This window comes from Schinkia azotoformans (genome assembly GCF_035811335.1).
Lineage (GTDB): Bacteria > Bacillota > Bacilli > Bacillales > Bacillaceae_J > Schinkia > Schinkia azotoformans.
The window spans coordinates 107,411-126,168 of sequence record NZ_JARSMD010000028.1; the positions used below are offsets into that span (position 1 = coordinate 107,411).

The 18,758-nt window shown below is 41.3% G+C and carries 24 protein-coding genes; 2 read left to right on the forward strand and 22 right to left on the reverse strand.

The window, feature by feature from the left end:
- Positions 1-36 precede the first annotated feature (36 nt).
- The 16 genes from P9E47_RS18110 to P9E47_RS18185 all read right to left on the reverse strand — a co-directional run bounded on the left by P9E47_RS18110 (position 37) and on the right by P9E47_RS18185 (position 12,517).
- Entirely contained in the window at positions 37-1,581 is a 1,545-nt protein-coding gene (locus tag P9E47_RS18110) for a terminase large subunit (RefSeq protein ID WP_326164248.1), read from the reverse strand.
- Positions 1,574-2,056: a phage terminase small subunit P27 family gene (locus tag P9E47_RS18115; RefSeq protein WP_326164249.1), complete on the reverse strand. Its 483-nt coding sequence runs from the start codon at positions 2,054-2,056 to the stop codon at positions 1,574-1,576. The genes P9E47_RS18110 and P9E47_RS18115 overlap by 8 nt, the downstream gene beginning before the upstream one ends.
- Positions 2,057-2,138: 82 nt before the next feature.
- Positions 2,139-2,354, reverse strand: coding sequence for a hypothetical protein (locus P9E47_RS18120; protein WP_326164250.1), 216 nt, complete (start codon positions 2,352-2,354; stop codon positions 2,139-2,141).
- Positions 2,355-2,416: 62 nt separating this feature from the next.
- Entirely contained in the window at positions 2,417-2,629 is a 213-nt protein-coding gene (locus P9E47_RS18125; protein WP_326164252.1) for a hypothetical protein, read from the reverse strand.
- Positions 2,622-3,371, reverse strand: a complete 750-nt coding sequence (locus P9E47_RS18130; protein ID WP_326164253.1) for a hypothetical protein — start codon at positions 3,369-3,371, stop codon at positions 2,622-2,624. Before P9E47_RS18130 ends, P9E47_RS18125 begins: the two co-directional genes overlap by 8 nt.
- A gap of 125 nt (positions 3,372-3,496) precedes the next feature.
- On the reverse strand, positions 3,497-3,811 hold the full coding sequence (locus P9E47_RS18135) for a DUF6329 domain-containing protein (protein ID WP_326164255.1): 315 nt from the start codon (positions 3,809-3,811) through the stop codon (positions 3,497-3,499).
- Positions 3,812-3,816: 5 nt separating this feature from the next.
- Complete coding sequence (locus tag P9E47_RS18140) at positions 3,817-4,014, reverse strand: hypothetical protein (protein WP_326164256.1); 198 nt, start codon at positions 4,012-4,014, stop codon at positions 3,817-3,819.
- Positions 4,015-4,085: 71 nt separating this feature from the next.
- The gene (locus tag P9E47_RS18145) at positions 4,086-5,330 is read right to left on the reverse strand and encodes a site-specific DNA-methyltransferase (protein ID WP_326164257.1); all 1,245 of its coding nucleotides are present in this window, start codon (positions 5,328-5,330) and stop codon (positions 4,086-4,088) included.
- On the reverse strand, positions 5,320-5,757 hold the full coding sequence (locus P9E47_RS18150) for a helix-turn-helix domain-containing protein (RefSeq protein ID WP_326164258.1): 438 nt from the start codon (positions 5,755-5,757) through the stop codon (positions 5,320-5,322). The genes P9E47_RS18145 and P9E47_RS18150 overlap by 11 nt, the downstream gene beginning before the upstream one ends.
- A 345-nt stretch (positions 5,758-6,102) precedes the next feature.
- Positions 6,103-6,456, reverse strand: a complete 354-nt coding sequence (locus tag P9E47_RS18155) for an HNH endonuclease (protein WP_326164259.1) — start codon at positions 6,454-6,456, stop codon at positions 6,103-6,105.
- A 210-nt stretch (positions 6,457-6,666) separates the two neighbouring features.
- Complete coding sequence (locus P9E47_RS18160; RefSeq protein ID WP_326164260.1) at positions 6,667-7,098, reverse strand: DUF1492 domain-containing protein; 432 nt, start codon at positions 7,096-7,098, stop codon at positions 6,667-6,669.
- Complete coding sequence (locus tag P9E47_RS18165) at positions 7,088-8,485, reverse strand: DEAD/DEAH box helicase (protein WP_326164261.1); 1,398 nt, start codon at positions 8,483-8,485, stop codon at positions 7,088-7,090. The genes P9E47_RS18160 and P9E47_RS18165 overlap by 11 nt, the downstream gene beginning before the upstream one ends.
- On the reverse strand, positions 8,466-8,747 hold the full coding sequence (locus P9E47_RS18170) for a VRR-NUC domain-containing protein (RefSeq protein WP_326164262.1): 282 nt from the start codon (positions 8,745-8,747) through the stop codon (positions 8,466-8,468). Before P9E47_RS18170 ends, P9E47_RS18165 begins: the two co-directional genes overlap by 20 nt.
- A gap of 220 nt (positions 8,748-8,967) precedes the next feature.
- Positions 8,968-11,307 carry a virulence-associated E family protein gene (locus P9E47_RS18175; protein ID WP_326164263.1) on the reverse strand — a complete coding sequence of 780 codons (2,340 nt, stop codon included), beginning with the start codon at positions 11,305-11,307 and terminating at the stop codon, positions 8,968-8,970.
- 23 nt (positions 11,308-11,330) lie between these two features.
- Positions 11,331-11,765 (reverse strand): DUF7768 domain-containing protein, encoded by a 435-nt coding sequence (locus tag P9E47_RS18180; RefSeq protein WP_326164264.1) that lies wholly within the window; start codon positions 11,763-11,765, stop codon positions 11,331-11,333.
- Complete coding sequence (locus P9E47_RS18185; RefSeq protein WP_326164266.1) at positions 11,765-12,517, reverse strand: phage antirepressor KilAC domain-containing protein; 753 nt, start codon at positions 12,515-12,517, stop codon at positions 11,765-11,767. Before P9E47_RS18185 ends, P9E47_RS18180 begins: the two co-directional genes overlap by 1 nt.
- A gap of 62 nt (positions 12,518-12,579) precedes the next feature.
- On the opposite strand from P9E47_RS18185, the gene P9E47_RS18190 reads away from it, so the two are divergent.
- Both P9E47_RS18190 and P9E47_RS18195 read left to right on the forward strand, forming a co-directional pair.
- A complete protein-coding gene (locus tag P9E47_RS18190) occupies positions 12,580-12,702 on the forward strand; it encodes a hypothetical protein (protein ID WP_326164267.1) in 123 nt (40 codons plus the stop codon).
- 50 nt (positions 12,703-12,752) lie between these two features.
- Positions 12,753-13,346, forward strand: coding sequence for a hypothetical protein (locus P9E47_RS18195; RefSeq protein WP_326164268.1), 594 nt, complete (start codon positions 12,753-12,755; stop codon positions 13,344-13,346).
- Between the two features lie 167 nt (positions 13,347-13,513).
- Here the strand turns inward: P9E47_RS18195 and P9E47_RS18200 are convergent, their stop codons facing one another.
- From P9E47_RS18200 to P9E47_RS18225, 6 genes are all read right to left on the reverse strand, one after another.
- Positions 13,514-15,448 (reverse strand): DNA polymerase, encoded by a 1,935-nt coding sequence (locus P9E47_RS18200; RefSeq protein ID WP_326164269.1) that lies wholly within the window; start codon positions 15,446-15,448, stop codon positions 13,514-13,516.
- Between the two features lie 72 nt (positions 15,449-15,520).
- Complete coding sequence (locus P9E47_RS18205) at positions 15,521-16,069, reverse strand: DUF2815 family protein (RefSeq protein WP_001064737.1); 549 nt, start codon at positions 16,067-16,069, stop codon at positions 15,521-15,523.
- Entirely contained in the window at positions 16,062-17,210 is a 1,149-nt protein-coding gene (locus P9E47_RS18210) for a DUF2800 domain-containing protein (RefSeq protein WP_326164271.1), read from the reverse strand. Before P9E47_RS18210 ends, P9E47_RS18205 begins: the two co-directional genes overlap by 8 nt.
- Complete coding sequence (locus P9E47_RS18215) at positions 17,203-17,526, reverse strand: rRNA biogenesis protein rrp5 (RefSeq protein ID WP_326164272.1); 324 nt, start codon at positions 17,524-17,526, stop codon at positions 17,203-17,205. The genes P9E47_RS18210 and P9E47_RS18215 overlap by 8 nt, the downstream gene beginning before the upstream one ends.
- Entirely contained in the window at positions 17,501-17,719 is a 219-nt protein-coding gene (locus P9E47_RS18220) for a hypothetical protein (RefSeq protein WP_063442190.1), read from the reverse strand. The genes P9E47_RS18215 and P9E47_RS18220 overlap by 26 nt, the downstream gene beginning before the upstream one ends.
- Positions 17,720-17,766: 47 nt before the next feature.
- Complete coding sequence (locus P9E47_RS18225; protein WP_326164273.1) at positions 17,767-18,291, reverse strand: ECF-type sigma factor; 525 nt, start codon at positions 18,289-18,291, stop codon at positions 17,767-17,769.
- Positions 18,292-18,758: the final 467 nt, after the last annotated feature.

Sequence of the window (18,758 nt, forward strand, 5' to 3'; positions counted from 1 at the left end):
CTTTCATACCACTATTATACTAGCTTTAATATTTTTCTACAGTATCAATATCCCTCGACCATCATAAACACTTTCCCTATTTTCATTCCTGATTGCCCTATCGAGAGCCATAATCAAAGCAACCGCACCATCAATACGCTCCGTACTTTTCTCTTTGTCAGGCTTTATGTTCCCTGCTGGATCCGTTTTGACAAAGATGTTATCCATCATCCATCTTAAAACTGGGTTTCCACCGTGAACGATTCTTTTCTCAAGGGTTATTTTCATCAGTTCTTTTGATGCTGGAGACATATCTTTATAGCCCTGTCCAAAAGGAACAACGGTGAATCCCATCCCTTCAAGGTTCTGCACCATCTGTACAGCTCCCCATCTATCGAAAGCAATTTCTTTAATGTTGTACTTCATTCCTAGTTCTTCAATGAAAGCCTCAATGAATCCGTAATGAACAACATTTCCTTCTGTCGTTTTGATATATCCTTGCTGTTCCCAAATATCATAAGGAACATGATCTCTTCTAACTCTTACTTTCAAGTTTTCATCTGGTATCCAGAAGTAAGGCAGAACAATGAATTTCTCATCATCTGTCCTTGGTGGGAAAACTAACACAAAAGCTGTTATATCTGTTGTGCTCGAAAGGTCAAGTCCTGCAAAGCATTCTCTTCCTCGAAGACTATCTAAGTCAACCGGATCATCACAAGCATCCCATTTCTCCATCTGCATCCAGCGGGTGGATTGCTTCACCCATTGATTCAGTCTCAGTTGCCTGAAGATATTTTCTTCAGCTGGATTTTCCTTCGCACTAATAAATGCATTTCGAACTTTCTCTATGTCAATGGTATGGTCCAATGATGGATTGGCCTTATACCAGTTCTTTTCATCAGTCCAATCATCGTCGTCTTTGATTCCGTAAATGACCGGATAAAAAGTAGGGTCAATCTTTCTTCCCTCGATAATGTCTACTGCTTTTTGATGGACTTCATAACAGATTGAATTTCGATCTGTACCTGCAGTTGTGATTAAAAAGAACAACGGCTGAAGTCGAGCATCCCCAGAACCTTTCGTCATTACATCAAACAACTCCCGGTTTGGCTGAGCATGCAATTCGTCAAAGACCACAGAATGAACATTCAAACCATGTTTCGTGTATGCTTCAGCGGATAGCACCTGATAAAAACTATTGGTAGGTTTATAGACTAGCCGTTTCATTGACATTACGGGCTTGAACCTTTTCCTAAGGGCTGGCGACTGATCCACCATCTCCACCGCAACATCAAAAACAATCGAGGCCTGTTGTCTGTCAGAGGCACAACCATAAACCTCTGCTCCCCACTCATTGTCAGCACATGTCATTAATAAAGCTACGGCAGCAGCAATTTCACTCTTTCCATTTTTCTTTGGTATTTCAATATAGGCGGTATTATATTGTCGATATCCATTTTCTTTGACCGTACCAAATACATCTCGGATGATTTTATCTTGCCAAGGCAGAAGGTCAAAAGGAACCCCACGCCACTGACCTTTCGTATGTTTTAAGCAGTTGATAAAGTTAACGGCATGCTGGGCCTTTTGCTCATCATACACTTTTACCACCACCTTGAAAGAGCATAAACTCCATTGGATCATTCGCATCACTTGGCTTGTCCGCCACAATTCTACTTCTTGATGAAGGGGTTAACCCAAACTGTTCACAGAACCGATTCATGATTTTTAGATAACTCTGGGCAATGGATACCTGTGGCACCTGTTGCCAATATCCTGAAGGGGTTTTAACAATGGTTCCATGTTTTGTGATAAATTCTTCTGCTTCTTTCCACCTTGCATAGGCTTGGCAGTATCCCGCAAAGGCAGCCATATCCACTTCGGTCAGGATACCTAATTGCTCCAGCTGCTTGACCATCCTCCGCCATTCTTTCTTTGCTTCAGGTTCTAGCCAAGTGGGACATCTTGGTGCTTTCTTTTCTGGTATAGGCTCATTCTGATTCAACTGTCGCTTTCCAGGATTGCCTTCTAAGGCCTTTATTGCTGTAGGTTTGGGTTTCCTTCCACTTTGGGCCACAGGCGCCACCTCCTTTCAAATTTGGCGTAAGAAAAGAGCCTATCTCCTGACAGACTCACTTTAAATCGTTTTTTTGGTTCCTCTAGTTCTTCCATATTTCGATTTTAAATTCGCCGTTAAAGACCATCCAGCGTACTTCACCATCTTCAAGTTTAAGAACCAACATTCCCGGTAAAAAATAGATTTGATTATCTTGATATCCTGAAGCTTCTAAATCCCGCTTTTGCTGTAGAAGAAGCTCCATCCCTCGTACTGCATCAACGTTCCCCTGTAGCATTTGAACCGTATCCCTAGTCATTTAAACAACCTCCCTGTGTTTTGGTATGTCTATACATCACTCTAAACACAGGGATTAGCAAGTTAATTATCTCCTTTGATGCCTTTAAAATTGTAATTGCCCTTTTTGATTTCCTCATGCTCAACTTTGACAGCCTCACCATAGTCGACCCGCTTGGTTTCCTTCTCCTTGCAGCTTAAGCAAAGGCAATCTGTATTGTACATGGACATAATCCGTCCGTCTTTTAAGCTTTCGCCACAACGATCACAGTGCGTTTGTGTGAAGAACTTATCCATTAGGTTCACTCACCTTTCTAAAGGCTCCGCTTCCTTCAAGGTTTTGCAGCAGTACCTTCCTTGTTGTTTTATACTCAGGGCCATTCATCCCAAGCCGTATGAGCCAAGTTCTAAAGGAATATTTTGGATTATCATCCTGGGCTCGTTTGAAAGATGCTCGCTTTTGCTTTTTAGCATTTTGGTTGATGAATGCAGCAAGGTCTTGAAAGGCTGTGACTTTCTCTGAATCCAAGTTTTGAGCTGCTAGTTTGATAGTGAAGGTTTCATTTTCAAAATCAAAGGCTAAGCCGGGGATCCTTTCAAGGCCAAGTTCAGCAAGAGCCTTCTTAAATTCCTCAAAGGTACTCATTTCCTTTTTACTCAAATCCTCTGGAAAGGTTTCATCCATCAGCGACTCGGTTGTTTCAAAAGCCATCATGATCAGGTGCTGTTTGCTATAAAGCATGTTTACTAGATTTTTTAGTGTATTTCCGGTGTGTCCCTCTAGTGGAAGTGTTACCTCTATTCCATCAAGGTCAAGAACCGCTGGCTTTTCTTCATCCCTAGTCTCAGGCTCTGGCGGGTTTATAATTTCTTCAAAAGTCTTCACTTCCCCGGCTGAGTTTGTAATCGTGCCCTGCCTATCAATCGTGTAGGTTTCTTTCTCCGTTACAATTTCGTAAGCAAAGGTTGGAGCATTGAGATACTTTGGTTTCACTCCTAAAAATTCGCCTAGCTTTTTGACCATTTCTTTTCGATCCATTTTCATTACCTCCTGTGTTTTGGTGTAGTACATATATCACTCTAAACACAGGTAATAGCAAGTCATTCCTGACCAAAATGCGTATATTTATAGACCAATAGAAAAAGGCCCAAGAAGGCCCCACTCTAATCGTTTTCAATTGCTGTGTATCTTGGATAACTGTAGCCTTCGCTGTTTACAAGCACCTTCTCACCAGTATCTTTATTGGTGACTCTGATGCAGCATGCCTCTCTGTTCTCATTCACTCCGCCATCTTCCCGTGTGATCCAAGGCTGGTCGTTGAAGAAATCATTTGCAAAGCTATGAAAATCTCTATCTTCAAGCTCCACTTCTTTTGTCACAATGTAACTTTGTCCTTGCTGACCTTGCTTAATAGCTTCTTCCGTGATTTCCTTCAGCTCCGCTAGGTTACTAACTTTCCTTCCAAACAATGCTTTCACTTAAATCACTCCGCTTCAACGTATTCCATGATGATTTGGAGGGCTTCACCATAGGAGCCGGATGCCATCACCCGCTCACTCACTTCTTTAACTTGTTCGGTTTTTCCATTTTCCTTTAACGTCCTACCCACTCTTCCAAGGATTGAAAAAATATTCCCGTCTTTCCCGACAAGTTTACATGTAGGTTTATTGCTTTCTTTCATCACTCTGCCTCCAATCTCTTCAAGGTAGTAGCATATTGCCATACACGTTGAAGCATAGCAACTTTGTCCGGCTATAATATTTCATCAAGTACAGGTTTAGGAACATCTGAATACGATAGTTTTTGTCCGTCCCTTTCCAGGAACACATTTGCATCATTTCCCACATGTTCGATATACCTTTTGACAATTGCATCTGCATATTTTTCATCCAGTTCAATCGTATAGCAGATTCGGTTGGTTTGTTCGCAAGCCATAAGAGTGGACCCGCTCCCACCAAAAGGATCTAAAACGATGCAATTGCTCATGCTGCTATTCTGAATCGGGTAGGCACACAGGCTAACTGGTTTCATCGTTGGATGGATTGCATTCTTCGACGGCCTGTCAAAGTTCCAAATGGTGCTCTGCTTTCGGTCGGCATACCAATTGTGCTTTCCATCTTTTCTCCAGCCAAATAAAATCGGTTCATGTTTCCATTGGTAAGGACTCCGACCAAGTACAAGGCTCTGTTTAGCCCAAATGCAAACACCTGATAAGTAAAACCCTGCATCCTTGAATGCCTTTCTGAAATTGTAACCTTCCGTATCCGCATGGAACACATAGATGGATGCATCCTTTTCCATACTTGCGGCCATATTCGTATAAGCTTTAAACAAGAAGTTATAAAACTCTTCATTCTTCATGTTATCGTTCTGAATGCTGCCTGCTTGCGAAGAGTAATTTACATTGTAAGGCGGGTCCGTTACGACAAGATTTGCCTTCTGCCCATTCATGAGAACTTCATAAACATCTGGGTCTGTACTGTCTCCACAGATTAAGCGATGCCTACCAAGTAACCACACATCACCTTTTTGAGTGATAGCCGGTTCAGCAAGTTCTTTTTCAACATCAAAATCATCTTCTTGAATTTCCTTATCATGAACCTCATTGAAAAGCTGATCAATTTCCGGCGGGTCAAAACCTGTAAAAGCAACATCATAATCTAATGACTGTAAATCCTGAATCAAGTCAGCTAACAACTCTTTATTCCATTCGCCACTGATTTTATTCAAGGCGATATTCAGAGCCTTTTCCTTTGTCTTATCAACATCAATGACGACACAATCAATTTCAGTATAGCCCAACGTTTTTAAAACCGTAATTCGTTGATGGCCACCAATTACTGTCATGTCTTGATTGACGATAACAGGCTCTACATAACCAAATTCCTCAATACTGTTTTTTATCTTTTCAAATTCACTGTCTCCCGGTTTTAACTTTTTCCTTGGGTTGTAGCTAGCGGGAATTAAATCTTCAATGGGCAATTTTTTAAATTCCATCTTCTTCACTCCAAAATCTCGATTTTATATAACAATCATGACTGCAGAACTTTCGTCTCTTGTTCCCGTAGCAACTGAACGTTTCCCCGCATTGTGGACATGTATAGTTATAAATAGCTGTTTCTCTTTTCTTTCTTGCTTGGGGATTTTCATTCCACCATTTTCTGCGGCATTCATCAGAACAAAACTTCCGAACCCTTCCTCGTTTCTTTTGTTTAATTGGTTTACCGCAGGAGGAGCAGAGGAGATGATTTTTCATTTGCTCTTTCACATTCAATGCAACAACTTTTGCATCCCCATCTAGACCATGTTGTTTACAAAAGACTCGTACCGTATCACGGGATTTCCCCAATACTGCAGCGATCGCTTTATAACCAACTCCTTTAAGACGAAGATCATAAATTTGTTGCTTTTCTGCTTCTGTCATCACTCCACTCCTTTCTGCGTAAACAGTATTGAAAAGGACCATAAAAAAACGCATTAATCAGCTATTTAACAAGCTAAAGATGCGTTTCACTCGTGTTTTTCGTTTTCCAATCAAAACTGTCAAAACCCCAGTCCTGATAGGGGTTGAACACCATTTTTATCAATTCCCCAATTAAACAATTTCGCAAAATATTAAACAGCCTAATTCCTTACCGCTATTGTTTGAACTTATATTCAGCCCCTCAAGAGTAACCCCCCTTGTTTAATTCTGCGAAAATTCACGTAAAGGGGGCGCGCGGTCGCCATATAATTAGTTGTAGAGATTTGACCTCCCCTACCCCGTCCATTAAAACGTATAAACTGGATACTGATCTTCTGTTCTTGTCTTTCGATCATGACATCTTTTACACAAAGGTTGCCAATTGCTTTCATTCCAGAACAATCTCTGGTCACCTCGATGTGGTTTGATGTGGTCAACCACCGTTGCTTGAGTGAGCTTTCCTTTTTGCTCACAGCGTTTGCAAAGAGGGTGAGCGTTTAAGAATCGTTTGCTCGCCTTCCTCCAACGGTTATCATAGCCACGCTCGCTTGCGATCGCTCTATCATCCACATGAAGCTTCGCATGAGACTCACAATACTTATCATCAGTCAACAAAGGACAGCCGTTGTGTTTGCACGGCTTCTTTGGTTTCTTTGGCATTGTTCTCAACTCCGTACTCCAATTAAAAAAGCCCCGAAGGTTAAGTCCTTCAAGGGCTCGTAACTATGCTACTTCTACAGCTTATACTCTATCACATTTGTAGGATGGCTTTTAATGGCTTTTAATGGCTTTTCATGGCGTGTTTGTAAAAGTAAAAGAAAAACCCTGAAAGGAACTGGACCTTCAAGGGTGTTGTGGGTACTCCAGCATTCATAAACATTCCACCGGGCTGCTTTCCAATCGTTCATTGGCTTCCTTCAATGCCTTTCGATGTAACCGATAAGTCCAACGTAAATCATAACCCATAACAGCGGCGACCTCCTCCCAAGTGCTGCCCCCAAGATAACGGAGCTCTAGGAGCAACCGGTGAGAAGGGCTTTCGATTTCGGCAATGAAGTTGGATAAATCACGCTTTAAGTCTATCAACCGATCAATGTCAGCATTAATCTCTTCTTCAAGGCTCATTAACTTCACAAGAGCATTTTCCATTGGCGATCGCTGCTTTATGCCTTGAACTTTATCATCTTGTAGGACCGATGTTGTTTTTAAAGCGAGGTCCCTTAGCACTGACACTTGTTCCAATTTACAATTGATTCTTTGATCAAGGTTAAAAGCCTGAGACAAATATTCTTTAGCGTTCACCGGCAATTCCTCCTATCTTTCCACAAGGCAAACCCTCTTTGTATTTATTTATTTCCGCCTTCACCGCTTCAATCATGGCCGCTTGCCTCACGTCTTTACCTTTCAGCGCTTTCATTACACGTTCATCTATTGTCCCTTTTGCTATCAGGTGGTGGATAACCACTGTATCCTTTTGCCCCTGTCGCCAAAGCCGGGCATTGGTTTGCTGATAAAGTTCCAAGCTCCATGTCAATCCGAACCAAACAAGAATAGAGCCTCCAGCTTGCAGATTCAGTCCATGCCCCGCAGATGCTGGATGAATGATGGCAACAGGAATTTCTCCTTTGTTCCATCTCCTTATGGAATCAGCACTGGATAATACTTCAACATCAAAGCTGTTCTGTATCCGAACCAGATCATGCTTAAACCAGTATGCAATCAAGACAGGTTTTCCATAAGCTCCTTCGACTACATCCTCTAACGCATCCAGCTTATGATCGTGTATATGAATCACCGCACCCTGATCATCATAGACTGCTCCATTAGCCATTTGGAGGAGCTTTCCAGATAATGCAGCCGCATTGGCTGCAGTAATTTCCTCACCTTTGACTACTGTTATAAGATCCCGTTTCATACTGTCGAGAATTTTCATTTCCTTTTCGGAAAGCCTGACTGAAACTTCGTTTATGACTAGCTCCGGCAGTTTAAGATAATCGGATCCTTTCATGCTGATAGTGATATCCGAAATCTTTCGGTAGATAGCTTCTTCTGCTCCTGGCTTTGGTTTGTAGGAGTATATAACTTGCTGATTGCGCTTATCCGGCACAAAATAATCTTCCCTGTATCTACCAATAAACCGCCCCAGTCTTTGCCCCATATCCAAAAGTCGATATTCTGCCCATAAATCCATCAAACTATTAGATGATGGTGTCCCTGTAAGCCCAACTAACCTTTTAACCAAAGGTCTGACTTTCATTAGGCTTTTAAACCTTTTTGCTTGGTGGGATTTAAACGAGGACAGTTCATCTACCACTACCATATCAAAATCAAAAGGAATGCCGCTTCTAGAAATGAGCCATTCGACGTTTTCTCGATTAATAATATACACTTGTGCTCTTTTCATAAGTGCTACTTTTCTCTGAGCCTCAGAACCAACTGCTACGGTATATTTAAGCCCTTTAAGATGATCCCACTTTTCAATCTCTGCAGGCCACGTATCTCTTGCTACTCTCAACGGGGCAATGACCAGAACCTTACCAATTTCAAAACTATCAAGACATAGGTCAAATATAGCAGTTAGAGTAATGACGCTTTTGCCAAGACCCATCTCTAAAAGGACTGCCGCTATGGGATGCTCTAAAATGAAATTGGTTGCATAAGTCTGATATTTATGAGGATTGTATTTCATTGAGTATCCCTCCAATCTGCTTAACATCATCAATTACATAGCAAGTAAATCCCAACTTCTGTAATTGCTTTATTCTTCTAATCTGTAGTGGGCGAGGTTTCTTTCCGGAAGCCTTTAATTCCACAAAAGCAATCTTCCCATATGGTAAAAGCACTAGGCGGTCTGGCATCCCATCTAAACCTGGACTAACAAACTTCGCCGCAATGCCTCCCATCTTTTTTACCTCGGACACCAGTTTCTTTTCAATATATTTTTCGAGCATAAATACCTCCCGTATAAAAAGGCTCGGAACAAGAAAACAACTTTGACCCATTTTTCCTATACGCGTGCGTATGCGTGTATGCACAGGCTACAATTTCTTCTTTTTTATTATTTATAAATAAATGGGATACTTCTTGTTCCACTTGTTCCGAACCATAGATTTTCCTTTTCATTGCTGGCTTTAGGGAAAGAACCAGTATGAGAACAAAGTAAGGCACAACTTAGCTTTGTTCCTCGACTCGGGAATAAGCCCTTTGCTTTCCATAGATAGGAAAGTTACTTGTTCCATTCTTGTTCCCGGTGTACTTGTTCCACTCACCAATCTTTTTCATAATGGCACCGATGGCATATGAATCAGATGTCCTCATAGATGATGCATCTTTTCCAAAACATTCACACCAAATCTCCATATTGCAGACAAGGGTTCTTTGTACTGTTCCAACACGGGTGCCGCTGCCAAATTCGCTACCGCCGAGGAAATTTCTACGCTCGTACAAAGACATCGTGTCCCAATCATCCGGTAAGAGCGTATCCAAGTAGGTACGAACCAGTCCTTCTCGTTCATCTGTTTCCATAGCATCTGCCTGTTCACTAGTTGCCATGGATACATCATCACCTTCAAGGTAGAGTTTTTCGCCCTTCTCATAAAGCACTAGTGCCTCTGCCCAAATCTGCTGCACTTCCTCTTTGGTCATCTGCCAAGCTTTCTTTTTTCCGTTACCGCTAATGCGGACTGGCCAGAATCTGCGGTTACCTGTAATATCTCGAAGAAATCCGCTTTCTGCATTAGTAGAACCTACAATCACACACTGACGAGGATGGCTTTCCACGTTGACTCCATAACTTGCACGGTACTTATCATCCGCCCTTGAAATAAAGGACTTCACAATCTCTACATCCGTCTTACGCATTCCGGCAAGCTCACCAAGTTCCAGCAACCAATACCCTTGAAGTTTTTCAGCACCAGATTTATCTTTCATGTCAGTAACGGTCAAACTGTCTGAAAACCAGTCTCCAGCAAGTTTAGCAAAGAAGGTTGACTTACCAATACCCTGAGGGCCGTTTAAGATTAGAACACTATCAAACTTTGTACCAGGCCTATAAATGCGGGCTACCGCCGCAACCATTGTTTTGCGAATAACTGCTTTTGTATAGGAATTATCTGTTGTACCGAAATAATCAATTAGTAGATTATCTACTCGACTAATTCCATCCCATTTTGGCAAGGAGTCCAGATATTCCTTAACAGGATGGTAGGCTCGTTCAGCCGCTACCCCTAACAAAGCATCCTTGGTCTTGGAAGGCGAATAGACTCCGTATTTGCTGCTTAAGTAAACCTTAAGCAGTGCATTGTCCGAATCATTCCAACCCGCTTTTATTTGTTCCCAAGGCAGCCCACCTTTGGCATCAATGCCATCACGGTGGCAGTTAAAGGCTATATACTGTAAATCTTCATCATGCCGAATAATTAGGACGATGTTGTCCAAAGTGTCTTTTATCCGACCTTGCTTATCCAATTCCAATCCTATCTGCCAATCCTCATCACTAAACTCATCTTCAGCCTGAACCTGTCTTTCCTTTGCAAACTCAGATTTTACCGCCTCATCTTTTATAGCAAACTCGCACATTGCCACAAAAGACGGCATCTTTCCAGGAGCCGTAGTAGTGGAAGTTCTACCATCTAAAGAACCGAATTTATGAATACGAACGAGATCAAAAGCATTGAGAAGCAGGCCGCTTGCTGGGTCGGTAGCATGGTGGCTGTATGCGAATTTATCATCATAAATAATCACACCCGCACTACTGTCAGCTGGAATATAATCATAGCGACCTTCCATAGCAGATGGAGCATAAACTGCGCTTAAAAATTTCTCAATTGCTTCACGAACAGAATAGGCTCGACAGAATGTTCCTACCACACCTTCCTTTAAAAGCGGATCTGCTTGTTCCTTCAGACTGCGATTAATAACTTCAGATTGCCTACTTGATACTGGCCAAGTTGATGTATCTCGCCAGTTTTCATATTTTGAAAGATAAACATCTGGGTCAAGTAATGCTCCATCCTGCTCTTCGTAGACAAATTCACCGTTAGAGGAAGTGGATGGCCAATACATAAGGCGATGTGCTTCATATGTCGTATCATCGAAAAGGTCAATACCGATTTCTTTTGCCACCATACGTCCAACAGCTGCATATTCTTCTTCACTAATCTCACGAGCAAGAGGAACGATAAGCCTGAGTCTCGGATTTTCTGATATGTGCTTATGGGTGGAGTAAACGCAGCATTTGTAGTCGAAAAGCATACTGATTTGCTCCCAAATATCTGGTCTACCGTAATCCATATCAAGGGTAAGCAAAGAACGGCAGAGAATATTGCCCTTCTTTCGCCTTCCTTCTTTTAAATGTCCTCCGACAAAGCCACCGACGTCTTTGACATCATCTTGCTGACCTTTTTTAAGTTTCCGATATTCTTCTACTGTTTCTGTGGTACGTTGTGTTGTCTTTACACGGGAGCAAAAATCCTCCCAGGAGATATCTTTGTTTTTCCATTTCCTGTCCATCCGGCTGTTGCCCACTGCAATTTTCATAAACTTTCGACCTCCTTATGCCCCGGACTAAAATATCTGACCGTTTGTCTGCGTTTCGTGGCTACTTCAATCTCCCTTGCCATTCCGCTTGAGATGGTATTGCCAAGCACCCACACTTCCGAGCATTTACCCATGAGTACAATGTCCATAAATATGGCAAGCTCCCGTTCCTCTGGGTTTTTATCATTCATAAACTGCGGAAACATAAGGTGGGGAGCAATCGGAATACAGTTACTTTCCAAGGCAAACCTGCAAAAGCTACAAGCCTTTTTAACGTTTCCTTCTACATCACCGGAATAGGGAGAACAAATATATACAAGCGGTTTAAAGGCAGATTTTTTCTCTGCCTTTTCCTTTCTCATTATGTTTGTCAGTGCTTCATGGGGAGTGGGATCACGGTATCCTTCATGATTAAATTTGTTGATTCCCATTACGCACCCTCCATTTCTATCTGTGGCAAGATACCGTCTGCCTTCATCAGTTCATAAATGAAGAGTCTGCCTTTTTGCGTCCAATATGTATGGACCTTTGTATGCTGTTCACCGTTACTACCAAGGTAGCTATGTGTCTTGGTGCTGGTGTAGCCTTTTTCCGCATACTTCTGATATAAAAGCCAGATACCACCCTGCTTAAACTGGACGCCCTTTTTATTAAGATAACGGTTCATCCAAATAGCTGACTTGCCGTAATCTTTAGCAATTGCTGAGGTAGAAATAAGGTCTTTGCAATTTAAAACCACATCGTAATAGGAGACTTTCGGTTTCATTTCTACAATTTGCTGATTCTGAACAGCAACCGTACCTTCAAGCACTTTATTTTGATTCCTTACTTGAGTTAGTTGCTGATTGGCAAACTGTAATGCCCTTGCCATGATTGCTTCTGGAGAATTCCATTTCCTCTCAATTTCAAGGAAATATTGGCGACACTCTTTTCCTTTTGGAGTACGCTGTATCATGCATAGCTCTTTTGCCATATCAATTGTTATTTGATGATCTACAGCTGGTCTTCCACCTGTACTTTCCGACAGAAATGTCGAAAAGTCCGCCCCTTCCTCAAATCCGTACTCACACATTCTTGGAAACCATTTATCATAAGGTGTTTTTACTTCCAAGGCTTCATGTAAATCACGACCGAGTACGGTTGGCCGTTGATTTTCATAATTGATTTTTACTAATCCGTCCATACGAATTACCTCCTGCAATATAGTCAGAGGAAAGTTCCTCTACCTAATAGCCACAGGAGGTAATGAATGTTGAGGATTTTGAAAAATTAATTTGGAATTCTGATTATCGTGCGGAATTTGTGTATGTTAAACTGGATTTAAAGATTGATTCAGCAGTTTTTCACTTCAACAAACGGACCATTTAATTGGAAATGACGAGATGCCCAAAGGTTCAAAGGAAGAGGGGGGAATTTGAATGTTAGGTCAATTATCTAAGGATTATTTATTAAAAATGGATCAGTACATTAAAAGCAATTTAGGAACAATTACATGCGGGGAAGTTAGGGACTGCTACCAAAGTTTTATTGATATATCCATAGGTTTAACTGGTATTCATTCTAATTATAAAAGTTTACCGGAATATATTATTCACCGATTTTTGTATTACCTGTGCGAACAACAAATTTCAAATAGGCAATATGGCATTATTACTAATAAGCAATTTTTAAACAAATACGGAGGTAAGAACGAATTAGACATTGCACTTGTTATCCCTAATGAACAAGGGAATAAGGTTGATGAACCTAAAGTAATAAAAGGAATTTCGATAAAAGCGGCAAAAGAAGTTGATATAGATTTGGATTCACATCGAGCCAACAATTTAATATGGGGTACAAATAAAAATTTAAATATTGTTCTAGTTACCTTTAATGATAAATTTAAAATCAACCCAGAGGAATACATACATGAGCAATACAAAATTATTAATCTAGATAAGGAAAGGGGAGAGGTTTTTGCTCACGAACTTAAAAAAAAGCTGAATTTATCCCAGGGTGATTGTTGTTTCTAATCATCCTACCTTTTATTTTAGGTTTGATGTCTTATTAGCGAGTGCATTTGTGAAACAAACAAGATAGCACGTACTAATCATAAAATAAGTGCTATCTTGTATTCTTTGTTAAAAAATTGAAGATATTTTAACCTCTTTCCACAAGATAATCCGATTACCCAATTAATTTAATCTTTTTGATAAAACTGACACTCATAGCCTTCAGCACTAAGTAACAGGCCATTTGCCCATGTTGGTGTTCTAGCCATCTGCTCACAGACAACAGATAGTGACATCCCCATATCCGCCTCGATGATAATTTCATCGTGTACATGAGCCACAATGGAACAATTCTTTAATGTCTGCATGGCATGACACAAAATGTCACGACTGATTGCCTGAACAATATTCTCTACAAATTTGGGTCCATAACTTTCGATTCTTTCCCATTTCTTTGTTCCACCGACACCTTCGTAAGTAACCGACTCACCGCCGAACACGTTCTCTCCCATACGAGGTTTCACATAGGCAAGCCGTCTACCAGAGGGGAGGACAATAAAGAGCATCCCACTTTGATAGATAAATTTAATGCCGTGTGTCTCTGTAGGTTTTTTTTGCTTAACACAGGTTTTTACTGCTCGGTCAACATCCCACCAAAGTTTTGTAATATTAGGGTTAGACTGTCTCCAAGCCGTTACAAGAGGCTGAAGTTCCTCTTCTTCAATTCCCATCTCCAAAGCGCCCATTGATTTTAATGCTCCAACAGACCCACCATAACCGAGGGCAAGTTCGGCAATTTTGCCTTTTTGGCGAAGATGACCATTCACACCATGCTTTTCAACGGGTACATTAAACATCTGAGATGCACTGGCACAGTAAATGTCACCGCCATTTTGGAAAACTTCTATTCTCCATTTTTCGCCTGCAAGCCAGGCAATGACACGAGCCTCAATCGCTGAAAAATCTGCCACAATGAACTTCATACCTTCTTGTGGTATAAAAGCTGTACGGATAAGTTCCGACAGTACCTCTGGGATTGAATCATATAGTAAAATAAGAGCATCAAAGTTTCCGCTTCGAACTAAAGCACGAGCCTGTTCCAAATCGGACATATGGTTTTGAGGGAGATTTTGTAACTGAATCAGCCTGCCAGAGAATCTGCCGGTTCTGTTGGCTCCGTAAAACTGGAACATTCCTCTTGCACGACTGTCATTACATACGGCATTCTCCATTGCCGTGTATTTTTTCACCGATGATTTTGCAAGCTGCTGTCGAAGTTCCAAAACAGTGCCTAGTGGTTCAGGTGCTGTCTTTAACATCTCAGCAACCGCTTTTTTACCAAGGGAATCTGTTTCTAGACCGTTATCGGCAAGCCAGTCTTTCATTTGTTGCACAGAGTTTGGATTCTCTAAATTGGTTATATCCTGCATTAAAGCCATTAGCTTTTCACGAGATTGTCCATCCATCACACCAGCCTGTTTTACGAAAGTCATATCAATAGCAATGCCACGATCATTGATTTCCTGGTCGAGATGATATTCTTCCCAGATGTTCTCAGGCATCGGAAACTTAGATAATCTCTGTTGTATAGACATCTCGGCTTCCACATCACGAAGGTTATATGCTTTAAACCGCTCCCATTTATTCATGCCATGTTCCGGCAGATTACGAACTCGGCCGCCATTTGATTTAGTAGGGGAGCAAGGTGTACAGAAATATTTTATGAGGTCTTTACCCTCATTCAATTTTTGCTTTTCTAAACCTAAAACTGCACCGACACCCTCCAGAGAGAGCGGAAGTCCCATATATGCCGACCATATCATGGAGCATTTCCAAGATGTAGGGTTAAGATATTCTGTAAGGTTAAGCCATTTTGATAGACACACACGTTCAAACATTGCATTGAAAGCCCACTTGGTAACGGAATTATCCATAAGCGCATTTATAATTTCATCGGGGATTTCCTCCCCACTGGCAAGGTCAACAACTTGTACTTCGCCGCCATCCACCGAATAGCCAAATAGTAGAATTTCAAAATCATCACTCTCGGCATAACGGTAAACTCCAGTCTTTTGAAGATTGGCACTACTAAATGTTTCAATATCAATAGAAATAGAATTCATGTATTATCGCCCTTTCCAATGCAAACGAGGTGGCAGAAAAACAACCTCCACCACCTCGTCTGTATTTATTCTTTATGCTAGAAAATCATCATCTTCAATAGTTGTGAAGTCATCAGCTGCATTGGTTCTTCCACCTAAAGGCTCTCCATCTCTTATTTTCTGGATGTTGCCAAGGCCACAAGCTACACCCTTATTGCCGTTAGAGTTAAAAGCGTAGAAATTTAGGGATACTCTTGCATAACAACCACTGTAAACCTCGTTGCGATCCAAGATAGGTCTGACTGCTTTATCTACTATTTGGGGTGGAGTCTTGCTGTTGGCATTTACAAAATAATGCCCTTTATAAGCCTCATCATCACGTTCTACATCACCATCACGAAGTGGCAGTTTGATAGCCGCCTTATTCGGCTTTTTACCACCAAACTTTGCAATGCCCTCTTCAATGGCTGCATCTACTGCTGCATTGATAGCATTGATAGTTTCCTTATCTGTTTTGGGAATCAATACAGATACGCTGTACTTTTCCGCTCCGCCATTGATGGATACCGGTTCCCAGCCGTGAAAATAGCTAAGACGCGTGTTGACGCTTGTAACAACCTTCGTTCTGTTTTGATTATTCATATTCCAATTCCTCCGTTATTTCGTTAAATTCGTTTTTTACGTTTGATATATTCATAGCTGGCCGCTTATCCGAAAGTGGAACCATCTTTGGCTTACCTAGTGGTTTATGTATGAGACCACCGAGGATTTCTTGAAATTTCGATTTACCCATCAGCTTCTGCATTTCCGTTAGGGTAATGAGACTCTGACGATAGATATCCTTATAGCCGTTTGCCTTGGCTACTTCAGCCACAGCCTCTTCGTCCTTATATTTACGGATAGACCTGCCCTCGACTACCTTAAAGCCGTGCCACTCTTTCCCGTGATTAACGGCTGCATCCGTGGCATAAGCAATGATTTCATTTGCCCACTTTGTAAGGTCGGACAGTTTAGAGAGAACTTCCTCAATTTCAGAATCCGTAAGCAGGGGTGGCAGTTTAAATTCCATCTGTGCTAATTTCAAATTTTCTTCTGCTCTTGCACGGCATTTAACAGCCGCTCGGCAGAATGTACACCATTCACCTGGAAGGTAGTCACCTTCACCTTCATAAGCTTTTTTAGCCTTTGGTTTCAGTTCATTTGCCGCCCAGTCTTTTAATTCCTTTAAAGGGGTTGTCCATGTGCTGACATTCTCCCTTCGTGGTTGGAATATGGTCATGGAAACCTCCTCGATGTCATACAAACTATCGTAGATTTCCAAAGCACCAAGGGCATACAATTTCATCTGTGGGTTATCCACTGCATCTACCAATACACCCAAGCCATACTTAAAATCAATAATATGAAGCTTTTTATCACCAATGATGATGCAGTCACCGGTCCCAAAACCTTGTGGCACATAGCAGGAAAAATCTAGACGTTGCTCAATAAGTATTAACGGGTCCGTACAGCTTTGCCTCGCCAGTTCAAACTGCTCCATTACAAAATCTACATAGGCATCGCTGTGTTCTTCCATTTCATCAGAGTTATATGTCGAGACAGGACGCTTACTTCTCATGTGAAGTGCTTTTTTAAGTTTATGTTCACAGAGAGCATGAGCAGCGGTGCCTTCGGCTGCTGCATTGGATTCTCTATTTTCAAACTCCAGTTCTAATCTTGCAGATGGAAGGCAATTCAACCACCTATGGGACCCCGATGCGGAAAGTACTGCGTGATCACTCATTACCTAGTACCTCCGCATCTCTCAACATATCTGCATAATGTTTCGGGTCAACTTCGCTTAATTTAGAGCCACCGTATTTTTGGATGATTTCTCTCACTTGGGCAGTAAGACCAGCTTGACTCTTCTCAGCGAGTTTTGCCCTGACTTCCTCCAGAGTGATTTTCTTTTCTGTTGGCTCAGGCTCTTTTATAGTTGTAGTCGGTTCTTTTGTTTCAACAGGTTCATTGCCCGCCATTACATCTGCAACCGCTTGTATGCTGTTTGCCAAGGAGCGCATATCAGAAACCACATCAAGAAGTAGTTTGATTTTGCTCATGGTTTGATCCTCCCTCCTTAATCTCACTAATGGCGAGTTCCTGTACGGTGTCACCCGGAACAAGAATAGTAAGTTTCTGCTTATCACCAAGTAAGAAACGAAGGAAACGCTCCCTTATAGTGACATTACGGCAAGTTACAATTCCGCCAGATTGTGGAGTTTTTGAAACACTGATTTTCAAGTTGTGTTTCATGTTCTTCACCTCTTTCTTGAGAGCGTTTATGTGTTGCCCTCTATCTATTAGCCGTGGCAAGAGGGAAAAGTTGAGGATTCTGGAAAAACTTTTTTGAAATTCTTCTTGGCTGTATCTAAACGGTGTGAAATGGCACTTTTACTAACACCCTCACGCTCTGCATACTCTGTTACAGAAACACCATCTAGGAATATAGCAATCAGTAACTCTGCTTGTTTTTCCTTTAGGGTCTTACGGATAATTTCACAGAGGTATTCATACTCTTCTTGTTTCTCACGAATCTCTTCATCGGTGTTATCAGGGAAATAGTCCATATGATCTGTTGTATCCTCAGATTCATCATCCTTGCGGAATGGTTTTTTTGGCATCCCTCTGTGTCTATCAAATTTATGCCAGTTATTATACTCAGGTTTGTTATACTTATCGTTAAAGGCATCTTGAATTAAACGCTCTTTATTTGATTTGGAAAGTCCTTCATCCACAAGGGACAGACTAACCCACATTTGCTCGGTTTCTTCATCGTTAAGCTCGATTGTTTGAATTTTTTCTTCATACCTTACTGAAAATCTCATTAGATTCTCCTTTTCCCGTCTTGCAAGACGGAGGAGTACTAATGAGTCTTAAAAAAAATGACCAACAGAGTTACTTCCTGAAAATGTGCATAGGAAATAAAACGGAGGAGCATAAATTTTTCCAATAGCCCTTCATTGACTATCTTCGATTCATTTATGTATCCACCGTCTTCTGCTGGCCAGCTTTAGACGTATTTAAATTTTTATAAGACCTGTGCCTTACACTTATAAACATAAAGGATTTCAAAATTCCACGACCAACTCATCGAGTTGGCTTTTGTTTCCTTATATATTGGGGATTTTCAATTTTGAGCAAAATAAAGTAGGGAAACCTCTTTCAAGGCTTCCCCCTTATCAAACCGTACGTGCCCTATTAAGGCATACGGCTTACCCATATGTTATAATGTTTATCAAGAGGATGCATTCCAAGCATTTTGCATCTTTTGGAGTCGGTGAGGAGTGTAGTA

Bases quoted from the DNA above. Each gene is read 5' to 3' on its own strand.
- P9E47_RS18120 (WP_326164250.1), bottom strand. From the start codon at position 2,354: ATGACTAGGGATACGGTTCAAATGCTACAGGGGAACGTTGATGCAGTA.
- P9E47_RS18125 (WP_326164252.1), bottom strand. From the start codon at position 2,629: ATGGATAAGTTCTTCACACAAACGCACTGTGATCGTTGTGGCGAAAGC.
- P9E47_RS18130 (WP_326164253.1), bottom strand. From the start codon at position 3,371: ATGGATCGAAAAGAAATGGTCAAAAAGCTAGGCGAATTTTTAGGAGTG.
- P9E47_RS18140 (WP_326164256.1), bottom strand. From the start codon at position 4,014: ATGAAAGAAAGCAATAAACCTACATGTAAACTTGTCGGGAAAGACGGG.
- P9E47_RS18145 (WP_326164257.1), bottom strand. From the start codon at position 5,330: ATGGAATTTAAAAAATTGCCCATTGAAGATTTAATTCCCGCTAGCTAC.
- P9E47_RS18150 (WP_326164258.1), bottom strand. From the start codon at position 5,757: ATGACAGAAGCAGAAAAGCAACAAATTTATGATCTTCGTCTTAAAGGA.
- P9E47_RS18155 (WP_326164259.1), bottom strand. From the start codon at position 6,456: ATGCCAAAGAAACCAAAGAAGCCGTGCAAACACAACGGCTGTCCTTTG.
- P9E47_RS18165 (WP_326164261.1), bottom strand. From the start codon at position 8,485: ATGAAATACAATCCTCATAAATATCAGACTTATGCAACCAATTTCATT.
- P9E47_RS18170 (WP_326164262.1), bottom strand. From the start codon at position 8,747: ATGCTCGAAAAATATATTGAAAAGAAACTGGTGTCCGAGGTAAAAAAG.
- P9E47_RS18175 (WP_326164263.1), bottom strand. From the start codon at position 11,307: ATGGACAGGAAATGGAAAAACAAAGATATCTCCTGGGAGGATTTTTGC.
- P9E47_RS18180 (WP_326164264.1), bottom strand. From the start codon at position 11,765: ATGGGAATCAACAAATTTAATCATGAAGGATACCGTGATCCCACTCCC.
- P9E47_RS18185 (WP_326164266.1), bottom strand. From the start codon at position 12,517: ATGGACGGATTAGTAAAAATCAATTATGAAAATCAACGGCCAACCGTA.
- P9E47_RS18190 (WP_326164267.1), top strand. From the start codon at position 12,580: ATGAATGTTGAGGATTTTGAAAAATTAATTTGGAATTCTGATTATCGT.
- P9E47_RS18195 (WP_326164268.1), top strand. From the start codon at position 12,753: ATGTTAGGTCAATTATCTAAGGATTATTTATTAAAAATGGATCAGTAC.
- P9E47_RS18200 (WP_326164269.1), bottom strand. From the start codon at position 15,448: ATGAATTCTATTTCTATTGATATTGAAACATTTAGTAGTGCCAATCTT.
- P9E47_RS18205 (WP_001064737.1), bottom strand. From the start codon at position 16,069: ATGAATAATCAAAACAGAACGAAGGTTGTTACAAGCGTCAACACGCGT.
- P9E47_RS18210 (WP_326164271.1), bottom strand. From the start codon at position 17,210: ATGAGTGATCACGCAGTACTTTCCGCATCGGGGTCCCATAGGTGGTTG.
- P9E47_RS18215 (WP_326164272.1), bottom strand. From the start codon at position 17,526: ATGAGCAAAATCAAACTACTTCTTGATGTGGTTTCTGATATGCGCTCC.
- P9E47_RS18220 (WP_063442190.1), bottom strand. From the start codon at position 17,719: ATGAAACACAACTTGAAAATCAGTGTTTCAAAAACTCCACAATCTGGC.
- P9E47_RS18225 (WP_326164273.1), bottom strand. From the start codon at position 18,291: ATGAGATTTTCAGTAAGGTATGAAGAAAAAATTCAAACAATCGAGCTT.